The sequence below is a fragment of the Flavobacterium sp. KH_001 genome (genome assembly GCF_057840745.1).
This window is the reverse complement of record NZ_CM174520.1, coordinates 4,080,830-4,103,056: the sequence shown is the minus strand read 5'-3', so window position 1 is coordinate 4,103,056 and position 22,227 is coordinate 4,080,830. Positions and strand designations below refer to the sequence as shown.

At 35.3% G+C, this 22,227-nt stretch carries 13 protein-coding genes; 6 read left to right on the top strand and 7 right to left on the bottom strand.

The features are described 5' to 3' along the window. The first annotated feature begins 124 nt into the window (after nucleotides 1-124). The 4 genes from lacZ (at nucleotide 125) to AC3ITQ_RS17590 (ending at nucleotide 8,228) form a co-directional block, all read left to right on the top strand. Entirely contained in the window at nucleotides 125-3,262 is a 3,138-nt protein-coding gene (gene lacZ / locus AC3ITQ_RS17605) for a beta-galactosidase, LacZ type (protein ID WP_489235439.1), read from the top strand. Between the two features lie 4 nt (nucleotides 3,263-3,266). Further along, the gene (locus tag AC3ITQ_RS17600; RefSeq protein WP_489235438.1) at nucleotides 3,267-5,588 is read left to right on the top strand and encodes a beta-N-acetylhexosaminidase; all 2,322 of its coding nucleotides are present in this window, start codon (nucleotides 3,267-3,269) and stop codon (nucleotides 5,586-5,588) included. A gap of 31 nt (nucleotides 5,589-5,619) precedes the next feature. Then, nucleotides 5,620-7,854: a GH92 family glycosyl hydrolase gene (locus AC3ITQ_RS17595; RefSeq protein ID WP_489235437.1), complete on the top strand. Its 2,235-nt coding sequence runs from the start codon at nucleotides 5,620-5,622 to the stop codon at nucleotides 7,852-7,854. A gap of 83 nt (nucleotides 7,855-7,937) precedes the next feature. Further along, nucleotides 7,938-8,228: a hypothetical protein gene (locus AC3ITQ_RS17590; RefSeq protein WP_489235436.1), complete on the top strand. Its 291-nt coding sequence runs from the start codon at nucleotides 7,938-7,940 to the stop codon at nucleotides 8,226-8,228. A 60-nt stretch (nucleotides 8,229-8,288) separates the two neighbouring features. Here the strand turns inward: AC3ITQ_RS17590 and AC3ITQ_RS17585 are convergent, their stop codons facing one another. From AC3ITQ_RS17585 to AC3ITQ_RS17555, 7 genes are all read right to left on the bottom strand, one after another. After that, nucleotides 8,289-9,155, bottom strand: coding sequence for an IS3 family transposase (locus tag AC3ITQ_RS17585; RefSeq protein ID WP_489234807.1), 867 nt, complete (start codon nucleotides 9,153-9,155; stop codon nucleotides 8,289-8,291). Then, nucleotides 9,155-9,589, bottom strand: a complete 435-nt coding sequence (locus tag AC3ITQ_RS17580; protein ID WP_489234806.1) for a transposase — start codon at nucleotides 9,587-9,589, stop codon at nucleotides 9,155-9,157. The genes AC3ITQ_RS17585 and AC3ITQ_RS17580 overlap by 1 nt, the downstream gene beginning before the upstream one ends. A 120-nt stretch (nucleotides 9,590-9,709) precedes the next feature. Beyond that, complete coding sequence (locus AC3ITQ_RS17575; RefSeq protein WP_489235435.1) at nucleotides 9,710-11,833, bottom strand: alpha-L-fucosidase; 2,124 nt, start codon at nucleotides 11,831-11,833, stop codon at nucleotides 9,710-9,712. Nucleotides 11,834-11,848: 15 nt separating this feature from the next. After that, nucleotides 11,849-13,297 carry an alpha-L-fucosidase gene (locus tag AC3ITQ_RS17570; RefSeq protein ID WP_489235434.1) on the bottom strand — a complete coding sequence of 483 codons (1,449 nt, stop codon included), beginning with the start codon at nucleotides 13,295-13,297 and terminating at the stop codon, nucleotides 11,849-11,851. Nucleotides 13,298-13,329: 32 nt separating this feature from the next. Then, nucleotides 13,330-14,337: an isoaspartyl peptidase/L-asparaginase family protein gene (locus AC3ITQ_RS17565; RefSeq protein WP_489235433.1), complete on the bottom strand. Its 1,008-nt coding sequence runs from the start codon at nucleotides 14,335-14,337 to the stop codon at nucleotides 13,330-13,332. 186 nt (nucleotides 14,338-14,523) lie between these two features. Further along, a complete protein-coding gene (locus tag AC3ITQ_RS17560; RefSeq protein ID WP_489235432.1) occupies nucleotides 14,524-16,746 on the bottom strand; it encodes an alpha-galactosidase in 2,223 nt (740 codons plus the stop codon). 5 nt (nucleotides 16,747-16,751) lie between these two features. After that, on the bottom strand, nucleotides 16,752-19,208 hold the full coding sequence (locus tag AC3ITQ_RS17555; RefSeq protein ID WP_489235431.1) for an alpha/beta hydrolase-fold protein: 2,457 nt from the start codon (nucleotides 19,206-19,208) through the stop codon (nucleotides 16,752-16,754). 267 nt (nucleotides 19,209-19,475) lie between these two features. On the opposite strand from AC3ITQ_RS17555, the gene AC3ITQ_RS17550 reads away from it, so the two are divergent. Both AC3ITQ_RS17550 and AC3ITQ_RS17545 read left to right on the top strand, forming a co-directional pair. After that, a complete protein-coding gene (locus tag AC3ITQ_RS17550; protein ID WP_072973941.1) occupies nucleotides 19,476-20,351 on the top strand; it encodes an AraC family transcriptional regulator in 876 nt (291 codons plus the stop codon). Between the two features lie 410 nt (nucleotides 20,352-20,761). Then, nucleotides 20,762-22,186 carry an alpha-L-fucosidase gene (locus AC3ITQ_RS17545; RefSeq protein WP_489235430.1) on the top strand — a complete coding sequence of 475 codons (1,425 nt, stop codon included), beginning with the start codon at nucleotides 20,762-20,764 and terminating at the stop codon, nucleotides 22,184-22,186. The last annotated feature ends 41 nt before the right edge of the window (nucleotides 22,187-22,227 follow it).

Below are 22,227 nucleotides of genomic sequence, written 5' to 3'. Positions count from 1 at the left end.
GTAATTGTGGTTCTGTTTGTTTTTATTGAGGTAGGATTCATTCTGTGTGAGTAAAAAGAATGTTTTACTATTTTTTTGAAGAAATAAAATTTAAGATTCAGCATACAAGAATAAAAATTAAATAATGAAAAAAACTGTATTCATTGCCGCACTCACAATAGCATCGATATTTTCTGTTCAGGCACAGGAAAGTACTCCATTTTGGCAAAATGAAAAAATCAATGAAGATAATAGAGAACCGATGCACTCGGCTTATTATGTTTTTGAGAATGAAAAATTAGCAGCAAATAACGACTGGCGCTCATCAAAAAACTATTTAGATATCAACGGAGCCTGGAAATTTAAATATGTTGACAGTCCCGCAGATCTTCCGGCAGCATTTGAAAAAAGCAATTTTAACGACCAATCCTGGGATAATTTTAAAATTCCGGCAAGCTGGGATGTAAACGGTTATGGATTTCCTGTTTATGTAAACACAACTTACGAGTTTGACTACTTAATGGCACCAAATCCGCCATTTGTTCCAACAAAATTTAATCCGACCGGAGTTTACAGAAAAGAGATTATAATCGACAAATCCTGGGAAGGGAAAGATATTTTTCTGCACATTGGTACAGCAAAATCAAATCTTACCGTGTGGGTCAATGGTGTTTATGTGGGTTATGGTGAAGATGGAAAACTGCCATCTGAATTCAATTTAAATAAATACGTTAAAACTGGTAAAAATACGATCGTTTTGAAAATTATGAAATGGAATGACGGTTCGTATCTGGAATGTCAGGACATGTGGAGAATGAGCGGAATTACACGAGATTCTTATCTAATAGCAAGAAATAAAACCCATTTAAAAGATTATGAAATTATCCCTGATCTAGACGCTTCTTATGTAAATGGAAGTTTAAAAATTGCAACTGAATTTTCAAATTTAAATCCAAAAGACAATTATACTTTAGAGGTTCAACTGAAAGATGGAGATAAAATAATTACTTCAAAAAATATTTCCGCTTTAAGCGAAAAACAAACCATCGATTTTGCAGTAAATAATCCGAAGAAATGGAGCGCTGAAATCCCAAATTTGTATCAGGTTGTTTTTCTTTTAAAGGATAAAAAAGGAAGTGTTGTAGAAGTAATCAGTCAAAATGTAGGTTTTAGAAAAGTAGAAATCAAAGGCGGACAGCTTTTGGTAAACGGAAAAGCCATTTACATAAAAGGAGTAAACCGTCATGAAGTTGATCCGGTAACAGGACAAACGATTTCAAAAGAACGCATGGAGCAGGATATTAAAATCATGAAAGAATTTAATATTAATGCGGTGCGAATGTCGCATTATCCAAACGACGAATATTTCTACGAATTATGTGATAAATATGGAATTTATGTGGTAGACGAAGCCAATATAGAATCACACGGAATGGGGTATGATATTACCAAAACCTTAGGTAACAAACCAGATTGGGAGTTGTCACACTTACAGCGTATGCAACGTATGGTGGAAAGAGATAAAAACCATACTTCGATCATTATCTGGAGTATGGGAAATGAAGCGGGTAACGGTTATAATTTTTACAGAGGTTATTTGTGGATTAAAAATCGAGACAAATCAAGACCAATTCAGTACGAAAGAGCTACGGCGGGTGCGTGGGATGGAAAAGATTTAAAGTACGAATGGAATTCGGATATAATTGATCCAATGTACAGTTCTCCCGATAAAATGGAAGAATATATTTTGGCCAATCCAAATCCGTCAAGACCTTATATTTTGTGTGAATACGCACATGCAATGGGGAATTCGATGGGGAATTTTAAAGATTATTGGGACATTATCCGAAAATATCCAAACTTACAAGGAGGCTTTATTTGGGATATGATCGATCAGTCGGTTTACAAAACAACCGCTGACGGAACCCGAATTCTGGCTTACGGTGGAGATTTTGGTCCGAAAGAAAGGAAAAATGACAACAACTTTGTAAACAACGGAGTTTTTACGGTTGAAAGAGAGCCAAATCCACATGCTTTTGAAGTTCGAAATGTGTATCAAAACATTCTGACTTCCTGGGAGAATAAAGAAACTGCAACCGTAAAAGTTTACAATGAATTTTCGTTTAAAGATTTAAGCAATGTGAGTTTGCATTGGAAATTAATTTTGGATGGAAAAGAGGCTGAAAGTGGTGTTATTGATAATTTAGAAATAAAACCTACGGAATCGAAATCGTATAAATTACCAGTTAATTTAGAGGGAAAACAATTTCAGGAAGCTTTCGTAAACGTAACCTATCATATCAAACAAGACGAACCATTTTTACCAAAAGGTTTCCAGATTGCAACAGACCAATTGGCACTTAAAGGAAGCTGGAAAAACGATATTAAAATCGAAGGTGGTTCAAAAATAACGGTAGAGAAAAAAGAAAACAGTACTGTATTTAAAAGTGATAAAATGAAAATTGCTTTTGATAAAAAATCGGGATTTATAAATGGTTATTCTTTCCAAAATCAGTCAATTGTAAAAGAAGGTTATCAATTGCGACCTAATTTGTGGAGAGCACCAAACGATAATGATTTTGGAGCGTATCTTCAGGAAAAACTGAAAGCATGGAAAGACGCAACAGAGAATCCTACTCTTATAAATTGGTCTTATGCAGCGAAAGACAATAAAATTATTGTTACGGCAACGTATGATTTACCTCAGGTTGTTTCAAAATTAGTTTTGAATTACGAACTTAGCGGCAGCGGAGAATTAAGCGTGAAAGAACAGTTGAATATTGATAAAACAAAAGAACAGCCAATGCTGCCAAGATTTGGTATGGAAATAATTGTTCCGAAAGATTTTAGCAACATGATTTATTACGGAAGAGGACCACACGAAAACTACATTGACAGAAATTACAGTTCACAAGTTGGTCTTTATTCCCAAACGGTTTCAGAACAGTATTATCCTTATATACGCCCACAGGAAACGGGAAATAAAACGGATATTCGTTGGGTTGAATTATCAAACGATAAATTAAAATTAACTGTAAAATCAGATGATTTGTTGTCAATAACAGCTTTGCATTATTTAAATGAAGATTTAGATGATGGATTGAAAAAAGATCAAAGACACGCTGCAGAATTGAAAGAAAGAGATTTAACCAGTTTAAAAATCGATTACAAACAAATGGGTGTAGGTGGTATTGATAGCTGGCAGGCATGGCCAATGGAAAAATATCTTTTGAGAGACAAAAATTATCAATATCAATTTAAAATTACACCATCTTTAAAATAAATTTATGAGAACATTAAAACCATTATTTGTCTTAATCTTCTTAGCCGTTTTAACTGCGGGTTATAGTCAAAAAGTGTACACGGAAAAAGACATTAAAATTATTCCGAAACCAACACAATTAGTAATCAACAAAGGCATATTTGAATTTTCTAAAAGCACAAAATTTATTGCTGTAACTGATTTTCAAAAAGAAATCTCCAATGCGCTTATAAGCAAGTTTGAAAAAGCGGCCGGGTTTCGTCCTGAAGTATCGACCGCAATTCCGAATAACAATTATGTGCAATTTAAGGTAGATGAAACTTTAGATAAAGAAGCCTATATATTAGATGTAAATTCAAAATTCATTACCATTACAGCCAAAGGACAAGCCGGTTTTATTTACGGATTAGAAAGTATTAGACAATTGCTTCCGGTTGTAATTGAAAGTAAAAATGTTATTCCGAAACAAAAATGGCAAATTCCGAATCTGGTTTTAAACGATAAACCTCGTTTTCAATGGAGAGGTTTAATGTTGGATTTGTCGCGTCATTTCTTCGATAAAAACTATATTTTAGCTACGATCGATCGTTTGGCTATGCACAAAATGAACGTTTTGCATTTGCATTTAGTAGACGATCAGGGATGGAGAATTGAAATTAAAAAATATCCAAAATTAACCGAAGTAGGAGCATGGAGAGTCGATCAGGAAAGTTTATCCTGGAATGCAAGACTTACCACAAATCCAGATGAAAAAGGAACGTATGGAGGCTTTTTAACTCAGGATGAATTAAAAGAGATCGTAAAATATGCTGCATCAAAAAATGTTGAAATTATTCCTGAAATCGAAATGCCGGCACACGTAAGCAGTGCTATTGCGGCATATCCCGAACTGGCTTGTTTTGACCAGCGCATTGGAGTTCCGTCAGGAGGTTTATGGCCCATTACTGATATTTATTGTGCCGGAAAAGAAACAACATTTGAGTTCCTTCAGAATGTAATCGATGAAGTGGTTACCATTTTTCCTTCAAAATACATTCATATTGGAGGTGATGAAGCGACTAAAACCAATTGGGATAAATGTCCGAATTGTCAAAAAAGAATGCAGGAAAACGGTTTAAAAAACAGCCATGAACTGCAGAGTTATTTTGTAAAAAGAATGGAGAAATACATCAATTCTAAAGGCAAAAAACTAATTGGCTGGGATGAGATATTAGAGGGTGGTTTAGCTCCGGAAGCAACTGTAATGAGCTGGAGAGGAACCAAAGGCGGTATCGAAGCTGCGGAACAAGGTCATGATGTTATTATGACTCCGGAATCACCTTGTTATTTCAATTTTTATCAGGGACCTCAAAATGAAGAACCTTTAGGTTTTGATGCATATAATCCATTAAATAAAGTGTACGAATTTGATCCTGTGGTTTCGACGATGACACCAGATCAGGCAAAGCATGTATTAGGCGGACAAGCGAATTTATGGGCAGAATTTCTTTCGACTCCAAGTGCTTCAGAATATATGATTTTCCCGAGATTGGCTGCTTTATCTGAGACTCTATGGAGTCCAAAAGAAAGCCGCAACTGGAATGATTTTACCACAAGATTAGCTTCATTATTACAGCGTTATAATTATTTGGGAATCAATTATGCAAAAAGTGCTTATTTGGTAACGGCTTCTTCAACGGCAGATTTAGTTCAAAAACAAATTAATGTTACTTTGAAAAATGAATTTCCAAATCCCGATATTCGTTATGTTTTGGGCAATAAACCATTAGATCAACAAGCTTTAAAATATACAAATCCAATTCCGTTTAATGAAACAGCGATCCTAAAAGCTTCCTTATTTCAAAACGATAAACCAGTTGGAAAAACATTTACCGATACTATTTTATTTCATAAAGGAGTTGGACATAAAGTAAGTTACCTAACCCCATACAACAGTAATTACAAGGGGGATGGACCGTTTGGAATGGTAAATACAATTCGCGGTTCTAAAAACTTTCATGATGGTCAATGGCAGGCATGGTTAGTAAATGATATGGAAATTGTTGTTGATCTTGAACAACAGCAAAATATACAGCAAGTAACAGTTGGAACTTTAGAAAGTCAGGGAGCGGGAATAAATTTTCCGGTACAAGTAAAAGTCTTAGTTTCAAACGATAGCATCAATTACAAAGAAGTAGGAAAGGTGAATCGCACGTATGCATCAAATCCTGTATCGGAATTAAAAGATTTTATAATTACTTTTGACAAGCAAAATACCAGATTTATAAAGATCATAGCAGTTAACTTAAGAAAGAGTCCAAAAGGAGACAGTTCCTGGTTATTTGTAGATGAAATTGTAGTCAATTAAAATAGCTGAAGTAATAATAGCTAAAAAAGAAATGAGAAATACAACAATCCAGACAGTATGCTTTTTTTGCATGCTGTTTTTTAGCATAAACACATTTGGACAAGAGCCTGTAGATTTTGTAAATCCGTTGATCGGAACTTCAAATTATGGTGCTGCTTTTCCGGGACCAATTGCGCCAAGAGGAATGGCAAGTATTAGTCCGTTTAACGTAGCCGGTCCTCAAAACCGACCGTTAGAAAAAGACAGTCAGTGGCTGTCTAATCCGTATGTAAATGAAAACACTTTTCTGACCGGATTTAGTCAGGTGAATTTAAGTGGTGTAGGCTGTCCTGATTTAGGTGTGCTCTTGCTAATGCCAACGACTGGAGAAGTTGAAACCAATCATTTGAAATACGGTTCTACATATTCTAAGGAAGTTGCCAAAACGGGTTATTACAGCGTTGATATTGATAAATATAAAATTAAAGGAGAATTTACAGCTTCGAAAAGAGTAGGAGTAAGCAAATTTACTTTCCCGAAAGGAAAATCTAATATTTTACTGAATTTAGGTTTAGGATTGACAAATGAAGAAGGTGCCATGTTAAAAGTGGTTTCATCAACAGAAATTGAAGGAATGCGTTCTGTAGGTTCGTTTTGTTATAATAGTCCGGAAGATGCTTATCCGGTTTATTTTGTGGCCAAATTTTCAAAACCGGCCAATCACTTCGGAGTTTGGAAAAAAACACCAAAATACGAAGGTACAGAAGCACAATGGATGGGTTACAACGGTAAAACCCGAATGATGAAAAACACTATTAAAACGGTTGTTGGAGATAGCATCGGAACTTATTTTTCCTATGAATTTGATAAAAAAGAAACGGTTGAAGTTAAGATCGGGGTTTCTTATGTAAGTATTGAAAACGCCCGTGAAAATTTAGAAAGAGAAACCGGAGGTAAATCATTTGATGCTGTTTATAAAGAAACGTATGATGAATGGAACAAAGAGCTTTCTAAAATTTTAGTTGAAGGTGGTTCCTATCAGGATAAAGTTATTTTTTATACCGCATTGTACCACACTTTAATTCATCCCAACACTTTAAATGATGTTAATGGAGAATATCCTCAAATAAAACGGACCAAGATTGGAAGAACCACAGACACACGTTATACGGTATTTTCTTTGTGGGATACCTATCGAAATATGCATCCGTTAACGTCTCTGGTTTATCCGAAGCAACAATCCGATATGATTAAAAGTATGTTGGAAATGTATGATGAAAACGGCTGGCTGCCAAAATGGGAATTAAATTCAACCGAAACATTTACGATGGTTGGAGATCCAGCAAGTATTGTTATTGTAGATGCCTGTCTAAGAGGAATTCAGGATTTTGATATTTACAAGGCGTATCATGCCATGTTAAAAGGCGCAGATCAAATTGAAGAGAATCCGCTGCGTCCCGGTCTTAAAGAATATCTGGACAAAGGATATTTATCGACTAATTATCCTGGACCGGTTTCTACAACACTTGAATATAATACTTCGGATTACGCTATTTCTCTATTAGCGAAAGCTTTAGGCGAAAAAGAAGATTATAAACGTTTTACTAAACGCTCATTATCCTATCGAAAACTATATGACAAAGATTTAAAATTGCTTCGACCAAGAACAGCTACAGACAATTGGTACGAACCTTTTGATCCTATTGCAGGAGCTAATTTTCAGGCCAATGTTGGGTTCATCGAAGGCAACGCCTGGCAATATGCTTTTATGGTACCGCATGATATCAGAGGATTGATAAAATTAATGGGTGGAGATAAACCTTTCTCTGATCAGTTACAAAAAGTTTTTGATATCAAACAATTTGATATGGCAAACGAGCCGGATATTGCTTATCCTTATTTATTCAATTATGTAAAAGGTGAGGAGTGGAAGAGCCAGGAAATGGTGAAGAAGTTAGTTAGAGAGCATTTCAAAAATGAACCAAAAGGATTACCTGGAAATGACGATACAGGAACGATGTCGGCATGGCTGGTGTATTCCATGATGGGATTCTATCCAATATCACCGGGAGATCCGATTTATACGCTTACAACGCCAATGTTTGATAAAATAACGATTCAATTAGATCCAAGATATTACAAGAAAGAAAATATTGTAATTCAGCGAGAAATTAATAGTGACGGAAAAATCAAAGACATTCAGTTAAATGGGAAAAGTTTGAATAGCTTCTTCATTTCACATGATGATTTTGTAAACGGAACAACGTTGAAAGTGATTCAGGAATAACGTATCTTTAGTTTAAAATAGGCTGTTTTCTAACTCGGGTTAGCAGTGGAAAAGGGTTATAATAATGTATTTATAATCAAGTTATGAGCTACGAAAAAATCAAAGAAGAATTTATTAAAGATGCGGAAGAATACATAAACGCAAAGCGACAACCGTTCGAAGAATTATCTGGCCCCGAACTGGACCTTGCAAAGTATCAATATCTGGAAAACTTTCAAGACTATATCAACCATCTTAATTTTCGAATAAACGCCTTGCTTGACGATTATTTGATTTCTTTTCATAGTCTCGAAGAAGCAAATGCTTTTCAGGATTATATGAAACCAACATTTGATATGCTTTCAGGAAAATATACGGAGGGCATTATGGAGTAAGTACAAAATCTTTGACTAGTCCTAAATAATCGATACAGATTATTAGACAAATATCTTTAATTAAACACCTGTAAGAACTTTTTTTACAGGTGTTTTTCTTTTATAAGTTCTCATCTGTATTATGTTTTGTTGGTGCATTTGATTAGGGGTGAGCATATAATTAGAGTAATGTGGTCTTTTATTATTATAAATATCAATTGCATTTTTCACTAGCGCCTTCATCACAGCAATCTGCTGATTAAACTTATCAATATTAAATTCTTGTTTTAGAATTCCATTTATTCTCTCTGCCACTGCATTTTCATATGGATCCGAGTTTTGAGTCATGCTGCATTTTATATTGTTTTGATTTAATAGTTTTTGATATTGATCAGAACAATACTGTAGTCCTCTATCGGAATGATGGATTAATACTGAGTCTTTATCACTGCGTTGTTTTATTGCATTTTTTAAAGCCGTTAAGGTACTTTGAGTATTCATGTTATCTGCCACATTAAAGCCCATTATTCTTTTAGAGTAAGCATCTGTTATTAGACTTAAATAACAAGGATTATCTCTTTTCCCAATATAAGTTATGTCTGATACCCAGACTTGCTCAGGTCTGCGGATCTGTAAATCTAATATTTGATTTTGATGCTTTCTAAATCGGTGATGAGAGTTTGTTGTTATGTGATAAGAACGTTTAGGCATTATCAACAAATGATTTGCTCTAAGTATATTGATAAATTTATCTCTACCGATTTTGAGTTGATGCAATTGAACTTTTAAAAGATAATACAGTTTTTTTGCTCCTATTCGGGGCATTGTCTGTCTAATTCCAAGAACCAGGCTGATAACTTCTGAAGCCAGATGCTGTCTGGAACTGGTTCTTTTTATTCTTCGATAATAAACCTGTCTGTCTATCCCGAACAAAGTACAGGCAAACATTATTGTTTGTTGATGTTCTTCTTTAAAATGGTCGATTGTTCGGGTGGTGAGTTTTTTCGGATGTCAATTTGATATTCTTTTTCAGCTATATCAATCATCATATCAAAAATAATAGCCTTTTTATCAGCAACATAAGCCTGCTGTTCTAAAAATGCTTTTTGTCTTTCTAATAACTTCACTTTGGCTTCAAGTTCCATTATTTTTTGTTCAGGAGATTTTGACATAGTAAGAGGTGTTTGATTGTCCCAATCAAAGTTACCAAATTTCCGAAGCCATTGAACGATTGTAGAACGGGACTGAATGGCATAATCTTTTTTAACTTGCGAAATTGAAGTTCTCCCTTGTTCTATTTCCTGAACAATTTGAAGCTTAAAAGCCATAGTGTAATCTTTCTGTGTACGCTTTACATAGCGCAATTGTTGATCTTTTTCCATAATGATACTTTTTGTGTATCGCTATTTCAGGACAAGACACTTTATAAATAAAAAAAAGTCCATTCACCGAAGCGAATGGATTTTTTTTATATTATCGAATTTCTGTAAAAGAGAATAGGATTATTGTGTTTTTATACCAATTTCAGCGATAGAAATATATCTTCCGTCTACACTGGTTTTTCCAATAAACTTAATATATCTGGCTTTCGCCGATGTTTTTAAAGTGATGTTTTGCTCCACCGGATTGCTTTTGATATTAGCAAATTCACCTTCCGCAACCGTTCTCCAGTTTACACCGTCTGTGCTTATTTCCCATTGGTAATTTTTTACAATTCCACCCGTTCCGTTATGACGTGGCAAATACGATAAGGTTGTGAATTCCATTTCCTGTCCCATATCAAGAACTATGAACTGAGGTAAAGGCGTTAATGATGTATTATCAGCTGTACTCCAGAAAGTTTCGGCATTTTCATCAATAGCGTTTAATGCTGATTCTTTTTCCTCATTTTCAAAAGAGACAGTAACTATTTTCCAGTCTTTTTTATAAATATTAAAGGATTGAATGGCAGTTTCACCAGATTTCATATCTGTTCCAAAAGATTTTGCCTTAATATTACCAGATGTTAAAAATGGAAATGGACTTACAAAAATTGGAGATTGTACAGTAGGTTCCGTTCCGTCAATGGTGTAACGAATTTGATTTACACTTGTTTCGGTAGTGATCAAAACGTTACCATCTTTGTCTCTTTTAATTTTTGGAAGAGGCAATAGTTCTGGCTCTCTAAAAACACCAATATCACTTAAAGCAATACAAACGGGTGATTCTTTAATACTGATTCTCAATTTTGTAGTTGTGATATAATTTGATAAACGTACCAGTCGGTTGGCACCAATACTGGTAGCTTCGCCTACTTTTTTCCAAATTCCACCAATAAAAGCATCAATTTCCACTTTCTCAATGCGCTGACCCAATTTGATATTTTCTCTTAAACGAATGATATTAAAAGTCTGTTCTTTATGCCACTCTAAAGTTACCGTAGCCTTTTTTACTTCATCGCTGGTTGCCCAATAGGAGTAACGATCATTATCCGTAAGATTTTTGGTTCCGTAAAAGATCTGATTTTCGCCGCGAACTTCTGAAGCCGTAATCACAGCAGATTGAGCAAGATTATCAGCGAATAACTTCTTTAGAAAAGCACCAAAATCTTTCAAACTCTTAACATCATTCTGATGCAATAAACCTTCTGTATTTGGTGCAATTCCAATGTCCATTCCAGCACCTCTTCCAACAGATTTCAAGTAAATTTCGAATAACTCCGAAACAGATTTCACATTGTTATCTTCATTGGCATGATAAAACCAGCCATTTCTAAGAGGCACATCACATTCAGCTGGTTTCCAGAACTTACCGTTTCGTGTTCCGCCCTGAGCTTTATCAGAATCCGTTTCTCCGGGAACGGCTACTGTTTTACCTGCAATTGGTTCCGGAGTAAAAGTAGCCCAGGATGTTTCATTGGCAAAACCTCTTTCATTTCCAACCCAGCGTACATCGCCATTATCAGCAAAAATAACAGCTCCGGGTTGTAATTCACGGGATATGCCCCATGTTTTATCCCAGCCGTAATAAGTAGCTCGGTCTATGTTTCTTTTTTCGTTTTTACCGCCATAATATCCGTCTCCGCCATTGGCGCCATCAAACCAGGTAATGAATAGATTACCATAATTCGTGTACAATTCTCTCAACTGATTTCTGTATTTTTCTACATATTCAGGTTTTCCGTAATCTTCATTATTTCGATCCCAAGGAGAACAATAAAGACCGAATTTCATTCCGGCTTTACGTGTTGCAACTTCAAATTCTTTTACCATGTCGCCTTTTCCATCACGGAAAGGGCTTGCACTAATGTTGTAAGCTGTTGTTTTTGTTGGCCATAAACAAAATCCATCGTGGTGTTTGGCAACAAAAATAACGCCTTTAAAACCGCCATCTTTGGCAGCATTCACAATCTGACTCGCATCAAATTTTGACGGATTGAAGATTTTAGGATCTGCATCACCATAACCCCATTCTTTATTCTGAAAAGTCGTTGGAGTAAAATGTACCAAAACATATTGTTCTAATTCCTGCCAACGCAATTGCGGTTCGGTTGGCAATGCTCCATAAGGAGCTGGCGGGCCAATTTTCTGCGCTGCCATTGACAAAAAGGCAAAGCAGGCTAAGAAAGTTAATACTAGTTTTTTCATTTGATTTTATCTCACTTATTGCGTTACTTTTATTACAACCGCTTCCTGATTGGCTAATGAGGTTCTCAATTCTTTCGGGATTGTAACAACGATTCCGCCATCGACTTTTTTGCTGGTCAGTTTTTGTTTGTTGTTTAGTAAAGAAGCTTTTAGATTGCCTTTAATATCCGTTTTGATGCTGATTTCCGCAGGTAATTCTTTTTCGTCTTTGGCAGGCATATAAATCCCGTAAATGGACTTTCCTTTCTGTGTGTAGCCCACTTTTCCATCTAAGTAAGGTGCAACAGGTTTAGTATCATAAATAGCTTCACCGTTTACTGATAACCATTTTCCAACGTTAGCTAAAGTTGCTTCAATTTTAGGATCAAATTCTCCTTTGGCATCGGGTCCAACACCTAATAATAGATTTCCGCCTTTTACTACAATACTCGTCATCAATTGAATTACTTCTTTTGAAGATTTGTAATGGTCGTTTGGCACCCATCCCCAGGCTCCTCCAAGGGTAATGCAACTTTCCCAGGGCACACTTAATGGTTTCTCAGGTGTTTTTTGCTCAGGCGTTAGATAATTCTCATATTCGCTCGGAACCCAACGATCTACAACCAACATTCCAGGTTGTTTTTTACGAGCCGTTTCTGAAACCAATTTCATGTTGATATCCATATCATAAGGATATTTACAAAACTCTTCTACTTTTTTATTGATGGTTGACAACGGACGAACCCAACATCCGTCAAGCCAAAGAATGTCCACTTTTCCGTAATTGGTAGTCAATTCATTCAACTGATTTTGAGTGTATTGTACATAACTTTGCCATCTTTCCGGGAATTTTTGGATGTCATAAGTTGGATTTCTGTCTTTTGGAGGGTAATACAACCACCAGAAATTTTCTGTTGTCCAGTCTGGTTTTGAGAAATAAACACCAACAGCCAAACCTTCTTTTCTTGAGGCATCCAATACGTCTTTTAATACATCTGCTTTTGGATTTTTAGCATAAGGTAATTCTGGATTCGTGATTTTAAAATCAGTATATTTTGAATCATACATACAGAATCCATCATGATGTTTCGAGGTGAAAATCATATATTTTGCTCCGGCATTTTTGAACATTTTTGCCCATTTTTCAGAGTTTAAATTCGTCGGATTTAATTTGAATTTGGTATTTCTGTAATCCGTTGCATATTTGTAATAATCGTCGTATCCATCTCTGCTAACCCAATCCTCTGGTGCCAATCCCCATGATTCTACAATTCCCAACTGAGAATAAAGTCCCATATGGATTAAAACCCCAAATTTGTAACCCTGCCATTTGTCCAAATTAGCTTTCACTAAAGGATCTTTTGTCATAACGTAGCCTTCTTCTTCGGTTTTGTCAGCTTTCATGCTGAAATCACCCTGTGCATGCATCGAAAGCGCACTGGCGCAGACAAATGCCGTATATAATAATTTGAATTTATTTTTCATTGTATGGTTTTTTGGTAATTAGTTATAACGGATTATTTTAGGAAAAACTCAGGGTTAATCAATTTGTTCCCGGTTTCATCATAAACAGCGTAGTTAAAACCACTCTGAACGCAATATGAACCGTAATCGCCTTTTTTGTTCAGGGCAATAAAACCAACCTGAATATCTTTTAAATCTTTGTTTCTGTTTTTCATCAGTTTCACTACTCTCAAAACAGCTTCCTCACAAGCTTTTTGCGGCGATTTTCCCTGACGCATCAATTCAACAACCAAATGACTTCCCGAAATTCTAATTACTTCTTCGCCATGACCCGTTGCCGTTGCAGCACCAATTTCATTATCAACATAAAGACCCGCACCAATAATGGGAGAATCGCCTAAACGACCGTGCATTTTAAATGCCATTCCACTTGTTGTACAGGCTCCGGAAAGATTTCCATCAGCATCCAAAGCAATCATTCCGATAGTATCGTGATTTTCAATATTAGCAATTGGTTTGTATTCCGAAGTTTTTAACCATTCTTTCCATTCTCTTTCAGAATCCGGAACCAATAGATTTTCTTTTGGAAAACCTTGTGCCAATGCAAATTGAAGCGCTCCGTCACCAACCAACATTACGTGTGGTGTTTTTTCCATTACGGCACGTGCAACAGAAATGGGATGTTTAATAAATTCCAGACAACCTACAGAACCAATATTAGACATTTCGTCCATGATACAGGCGTCTAAGGTTACGCGTCCGTCTCTGTCCGGTCTTCCGCCATAACCAACACTTCTTTCTGTTGGATCACCTTCCGGAATTTTTACTCCTGCTTCTACAGCATCAAGGGCGCGTCCACCTTTTTTCAATACTTCCCAGGCAGCTTCATTGGCTTTTAAACCAAAATTCCAGGTAGAAAGTACAATAGGTTTTCTTATTTTTCCATCAGAAAGGTTATTATCATGCTCTTCGTTCTCTTCTGGTTTCCCAGTGAAAGAACTTAGCGCTACAGCAGCCGAAGCCATTGCAGCTGTTTTTAGAAAGTTTCTACGATTGTTCATATGTTGTGTCTTTTTATTTGCTTTTGTTGCTAAAAATAAGGGTTTTTATTTAATTACTAAATCGTATTAGTAAATAATTTTTATGTGCTATTTTTTAACTACAAAATCAGTTTTTTTGTTTTTGTATAGTTTTTTATTTACTGTAGATTTTTGATTCTACATTTTATTTTCAATTATTGTTTAATGTTATTCAATAACGTACCAGGTATAATTTTCAGGTTCTATTGTAAAAGTTAGTTCAATATCATAATTACGATTGATTTTGTAATTTTTAACCGAAGTTTCTTTTTCACGGACTATTGCTTTTTCGCTTAAACCTGTATAATACAATGGTATATTTATAGTTCTGGTTATTTTTTCTTTGGTTGGGTTATATAGCATGATAAATCCCTTTTGTTTTAGCTGTGGATTTACATGTATAAAACCGTCCCAATCTCTACCGTCTGCGCGTCGTAACTGAATCATATCTGAATTTAGAATCTCCCGATATTTTTTGTACCAATTAATTGTTGTTTTAACCAATTCCTTTGTTGTATCAGTATCATACAAGCGAGGGCCACGATAACATGCCTGAACTCCCGCTCCGTAATATTGCACCATCAATTGTTCGTAATCTTTAAGATGTTCACTTAATGGCTCTAAAACAGCTGATGCATCGCCGCCCTGATAAACGGTCAAAGGCACAAATCCCCAAGACATTGAAGCTGATTTTTCAATTGTTCCATCATGTATATTCTGACGATTTAAAATACGTTGTTGTTCTCTTGAACGAGAGAAATTTGTTTCCCGGTAACCTAAAGCAATTTTATGTGTTCCATCAAGAAAATACCAATCTGGGGCATTGATGTAGACTCCTTTTTCGTTCAACCAACGGTACAGATCTTTTTGAATATTCATTTGTCTCCATTGTGAATCATCCAAATTCATGTGTCCCGGATGTGTCGTCGAAGCACAGACATCGCCAGGATATGGCCCATCATTTTCCCAAATATCAAAGTTTGTTGCTCTGAAAAAGTTTTTGATGTGATCTCTGTACGACAAACCCCATTTACTTCCAAAACAAGGGGCATTTCCAAAAAAAGCGCCACCAGGTTTTCCAGTTTTAGGATCGATTACGTCATCATCATCACTGATGTGGCGGCTGCTAAATAATGAATAACCGCCTATTTTAATGCCTTTACTATGAGCATAATCTGCCAACGTTTTCCATTTTTGATGATTTTCAGGTGTATCCAATTCCATATTCAGATGACTTCCAAAACTCAAAATAAGAGCTTCATAACCTGTTAGTGCACATTGATCAATTGCTGCACGTACCTGCTCGTCATTTTGACTTACCAAATGCATAAAAATCGGATTTTCTGTTGTCCATGGTGCAATAGTGCTGTACATTCTTTTAATCATCAGTCCACGACGTTGGCGGTCATAAGTATCGATTAATAATTCATTAGTACGAACAGAATTAAAGACTTCACCCGGTTTTAAATCTATTCCGGGAGCTTTATCGGGATAAACTTCAAGTAAACAAGGTGTTTTGTATTGGTAATGTACCTGCGAAGTGTAAACAGAATCTTTTTTCCAATGTGTAGTTTGGTCGCTCAAATCATAACTCATTGCATTATTGAAAGCATAATTGGTTTCGATATAGAATCCGTGTTGACTTCTCATTTTATCTGGATTTCCTTCCACGGCACTTTGTTCTTCTACCATTGCTATATTTTCACTTATAACCCTGTCTAGTTTAATTTTTCGTTGTCCTGTATTTTCAATTGTGATTGATTTCGTTATCAATGGCAATCCATCGTACAACTCATAATTTACTTTTACTTTCAAGCCTTTTAATTCGGGTAATGAAGAAATAAATTCAAAAACAAGCAATTTTCCAGTAGCCTGCTTTTTATTCATCGCCCAATTGTTCGGTTTCCAGTTGATATAAGGTTTTAGGTCCGAAACAGAATAGTTAGAAAAAATGAAATCTTCTTTTCCAACTTCCATTTTATCAACCCATTCTGGCAATAAATAAGCATTTTCTTTCTGGCCTGTCAGTCCTCCAATGCAATATTCTTTTCCATCAAGCGTAATTTTAGCTTCCGGTTTTATAGCTCTTATTAATTGCTGATTATTAGTTAGATTGGTAAGATCTGTACAGGCAATATTTGGTAAAATCCGAAAGGATCTTCTAATTAGTCCATTGTACAAAATGATCGATTTTTTATCCTGGCTTGCATATACATTTGCCTTGGCACTGATGGGTGTAATTAACCAATCACTTATTGTTGCGGCTTCTGTTCTATTATTCAAAACAGGAAGATTTGACAAATCAGCAGATCTTTTGTTTTTTTCCTGTGCATGAGTCGATAAACCAATCACAAAGATTATCAATCCAAATATTACGTTTGTTATTTTCATGTTTTTTAATTGAAAAATTCCAGCGTTTTGGCTGACCAGTCATTATCAAAGAAACCACTTACTTTCATAGCTGGTAACCCATTCAAAAGTAAATCTGCTTTAAATATCATTACATCTGGAAATCCTGTAATTCCGGAAATATAATTGTTTGCCCAGGTTGCTTTCATTCCTTTCTCAGAAGTTCCTCCCACAACACCTACCATTGCTGTTTTACTGTCATTTCTTGGTACGACAAAATAGGCAGCGAGATCATCTCCTTTTAGGATTTTGTCACCAACTTTTATTTGTTGATTGTCTATTTGAATTGGAGCATTTTTCAAAAGTAATTTCCACGCGCTATTGTTCGAAGCATTTCCATAAAGTACCACATTTCTGTCCTTGTATTTTTCTAATGAAAATTCTTTGTCTGAAATCACGTCGATACTTCCATTACCTCGGTAATAAAAAGTTTCAGCATCAAAACGGGCTCTGTTTAAATACCATTCACGATCTGATTCAGAACCGCCTGTTGCATACACAAAAACGACATTATTATCGAATGCAAACTTAAATCCTCCCTGACGTTCTGCGTATTTTTCAGCGGTGTTGATTTCGTTTATCAAAGCCCATTTTCCATCTTTGAAATTCAGAATCGCTTTTTTATCCGAAGTCGTTTTTACCAGCTGATCGTCAATATTTAATGCAATTTCTCCTTTTAAATCTAAGGAAGCCAAATCAAGTTCCATAATAGAAACATTTACAGTCTTGATGTTAATTTGTTGTTTATCAATTTTCGCATTGATATTGGAGAAATCAAAAGGTTTTATTTGCTGTTGTAATTTTATCCAGTAATCAGTTGAAGAAACTGCCGGAGTTGCGGTGTGAAAATCAATTTCTTTAATTTCTTTGTTTGTTGGAATCGTTTGACGTTTGAAGAATTCAAATATCGGGAACCAATCTACAGAATGATCACCATACCAATGTTCACCTCCAGGATATTCGTAATAACAAAAGTTAGGATGGAATGTGCCTAAAATCTGGCGCATTTCCCGCACTTGCGAAATCGGAACAGTCGAATCGGCATCGCCATGCAGCATATAAACACCTCCTTGTTTAAGATTTTGTACGAGGCTTTTAACGCGCCCTGAATTAGCCGAACGTTTAATAGGTTCAAAAGCTTTGAACATATCATGCATTTCATCGCCTTTGTCAAATCCGTACATCGAAATATCAGGGTAGGAAGCACAAGGAGCAATGGCTGCAAATTTTCCCGGATAAGTTGTTCCTAAAAACCAGGTGCCGTGACCGCCCATAGAGTGACCGGTTAAGTAGGTTTGAGCAGGAATAGTGTTGAATACTTTTTTGGCTTCAGCCAAAACTTCCAGAGCATCAATTCTTCCCCAATCTTCCCAGTTAAAACCAAAGGGACGTCGATTCGTAGCGGCAACAATGTGAACCCAGTCTTTTTGTTTGTAGGCTCTTGCCTGATTTCTGGCCTCAACAGAAGCGCCGTGAACAGAAAGAACTAACGCTTTTGGTCCTGTTCCCAAAGCCGGAGCGATACTATAATATTGAACGCTGTTATCCACTTTACTCACAAAAGTGCGTTCATGATGCACAGTCGCAGCGCGTTGTTGGATTGTAATTTCTGTTTTGTCGATTACTTTTCCGCTTTTATCAGAAAGTGTAAGTTCCATTTTTAATTCTCCTGTAAAATCAGCTTTTGCAGCCGGAACTTTAAATTTTACTTTTCTGACAAACATCGGCATGATCGCGTCTGTTGCATAAGTGGCTTTTTCTCCGCTTGATAAAGTAGCTGTAATGATAAGATTTTTTAGTTCTTTTTCAGTAGCGTTAATGACACGAACGGAAGCCCATTTCTCGTCTTTTTCACCATTAATAACGTCAGGAAGTGTCAAATCACGTTTGGTAAACTGAATGCTTTTTGACGGAACAATGATTTTTGATTTTACACGGCCAAAACGACCTTTAGTATAAACAAATTCATTGATACCTTTTCGAAGTTTAAACGGAATCAAAGTATAACCAAAATCATAATGGTCGCCTTCGTGTGGCTGACCGTTTATATAAGTGCGGGTACCTCCTGTAGTTTCTAAAAGGACAATTTGTTCTTTTGAAGCATTATATTGCGTATAAAGAAAAGCGGATCGCATAGGCTTTCCGCTGAAAACTTTTGCTGAATCGACCTTGATTTCCTGCCAATCTCCTTTTTGCTTAGTCGGATTTACAAATTTTCCAACCGCATATTGCCAGGCTATTGGATCTTGTCCATTAAAAAGCGTGCCTGTTCTGCTTTCAGTTTGAAGAGTGTAGCCATTTATAAAATGATACAAGACATTTCCCTCGGCAGTTGTAACAATTTTTTCTTTACCAAAATATTCAACGACATTTCCGGTCGTTTTTGTCTGCGCAAAAGAATTTATGCACAACATAATCGAGAAAATTAAGAGCCTTTTTTTCATTTTCAGGGGTTTATTTTTTTTATTTTATTCCAACTTTTCAGACTTTTACTAAAACGTTTTACATAAAAAGCATTAAAAGTGAAGATTTAACAATTTATTTCCGATAATTTTACGTTTCTTTAAATTTATTAAATCGATTTAGTAATGTCGTAAATTTTTTTTGCTATTTTTGTTTTTTATGAAATATAAAATTATATTTAAATTTATTTAGTAAATACTCCAATTTTATCCTTATTTAGTTATTAATTATCATTGTTATTCTAAAAAATGAAAATCGTTAAAACAAATATCGCTTCCTATACTAATACGTCGCTATCTGTGTTTTCTCGCGAGGAATCTTTTTTTCAATCGCCTTTTCATTCACATCCGGAATTTGAGTTGGTTTATATTTTAGAAAGTCACGGAAAACGCATTATCGGAAATTCTGTAGAATCTTTTGAATCTGGGGATATGGTTTTTCTTGGAGATGATATTCCGCATGTTTGGCTTAACGATGAAATTTTTTATAAAGGAATAAATAGTTTAAAGGCTAAAGCCATGGTGATTTACTTTAGCAGAGATCTTTTTGGAAACTCTTTTTATGAGTTGCCGGAAGCTCAGGAGGTTAAAAAATTTCTTTCTCAGGGTGTAAAGGGAGTTTCGATTACGGGACAAACGAATGCAATCATTGCTAAAAAGATGGAAAAATTACTAAAAAAGAAAGGTTTTGAAGTTGTCATGGGACTTATTGAAATTTTGTTTCTTTTATCAAAAAGTAAAGATCTCAGATATATTAATGACGATTCTTATGTTTCAGTTAGTGATGAAAATAAAAATGACCGACTTGCAGCTGTTTTTCAGTATGTAAAAACAAATTATAAAGAAGAAATATCATTGGATGAAATTTCTAAAATCGCCAATCTGACACCTACATCATTTTGCAGAATGTTTAAAGCGAAAACAAAAAAAGCATTTGTAGAATACCTAAACGAAATCAGAGTTTCAAATGCTTGTAAATATTTAATTGAAACCGATTTGGGAATTTCTGAAATTGCCTATGAGTGTGGTTACAAAACAGCTTCAAACTTTAATAAGCTGTTCAAGAAATTGATTGGAACAACTCCAAAGGAATACAGAAGAAATGCTCTAGTCCAGGCTTTTTAAAAACTTTCTTTTTTAAGGTCTAAGATGTTTCTGTCTTGTTTCCATACAGAAGTACAACTTCACTTTTAATAAATCTGGTTTGTTTTGGTACAAATAGCAGAGTTACGTTTTGCATTTTTATTCCATAAATGAAATATTTTTTTTTAATCAATAATTTATTTCTGAAATGCGTAGCTTTTTTCGGCTTTTTTATTGAATTAATTATAAAGATAATAAATGCTTAATTAATGATAATTTTGAGCTAAAATAAAACTTAATAATGCAATAATTTTATTTTTTTGAGATTATATCAAAAATACTGTGTTCGAAAACTTAAAACGTTTTAGTAGATAGAGTAAATTTTTTAGACCAATCCATTTTTAGGTTACTTTTTAAGAGATAATCTTTTATAGAAAATAAAAATATATAATATGAGAAGCAGAATAAAATTAGTTTTCACAGCTTGCTGTTTTGCGATAGGAGTTTTATCTCACGCACAAGGCGATGTTATGGTGGAAAATGAAAAAATACCTGGTGATACTTATATTGGTCCAAAAGATCAGGCGGTAAAAGATAATCTGGCTAAGTGGCAGGATTATAAATTTGGTGTCCTGATTCATATGGGATTATACAGTCAATTAGGGATCTGTGAATCGTGGGGACTAGCGCCTGAAGATTGGGTAACACGCAACGGTTATGATGATTATGATTCTTTTGCTTCCGATTATCGCGGTGCAAGATTTAGTCTGAATCCAACACAACTTGATTCGGAAAAATGGGCAAAAATGTTCAAAAACGCCGGAGTGAAATATTTGATTTTTACTTCAAAACATCATGATGGATTCTGTATGTATGATTCAAAATTTACAGATTTCAAAATTACAAATCCGAATTTGCCAAATGCTAAAAATCCAAAACCGGATGTATTGAAAAATGTTTTGGATGCTTCAAGAAAAGAAGGATTATCAGTTGGAATCTACTTCTCAAAACCAGACTGGACTTCGCAGGATTTTTGGTGGAAATACTATCCGCCGAAAGACAGGAATCCAAACTATGATATTAAAACGTATCCTGAAAGATGGCAGAACTTCGTAAAATACACTCAAAATCAGTTGGATGAATTGACAACTAATTATGGAAAAGTAGATGTTTTATGGCTTGATGGAGGATGGGTTCGTCCTTCAGAAAAAAAAGGACGCCAGAATCTGGATATTAATATGAAACAAATTGCAGAAACGGCGCGTAAAAAGCAGCCGGGTCTTATAGTTGTTGATCGTTGGGTTCCGGGCGAATACGAAGATTATCTTACTCCTGAACGAAAAGTGTTGGAAAAACCAATTCCGGTGCCATGGGAAAGCTGTGTGACACTTGGAAATGATTGGGGATGGGTGCCAAATGATAAATACAAATCCGGAACAGAAGTGATTCAGTTATTAACCGGAATTGTGGCCAAAGGTGGAAATTTACTGCTTGGTGTTGGCCCTGATGGTAAAGGAAATTTTGAACCGAAAATTGAGCAGGCTTTAGCCGAAGTTGGAAAATGGCTTGATATTAATGGAGAAGCAATTTATGCTACGAAACCAATTGTTCCTTACTCCGAAGGTAATTTGTATTATACTTCAAAAGGTGAAAAAACGGTTTTCGGAATTTATCTTCCAAAAGCAAATGAAAAAGAAATACCGGCTGAAATCATTATTAAAAACAATTTAAAAGGAAAACTAAATGTTACGCTCTTAGACGGTAAAATAAAATTAAGCCACAAAAATGTTTCTGGAGGAATTGCTGTCACAATACCAAAATCTTTAAGAGCAGAGCTGGCAAAAAAAGCTGGAGTGGTTATTAAAGTGGCCAGTTAATAATTCGATCTTTAGCTTGAATGATTTTGTAAATGATAATG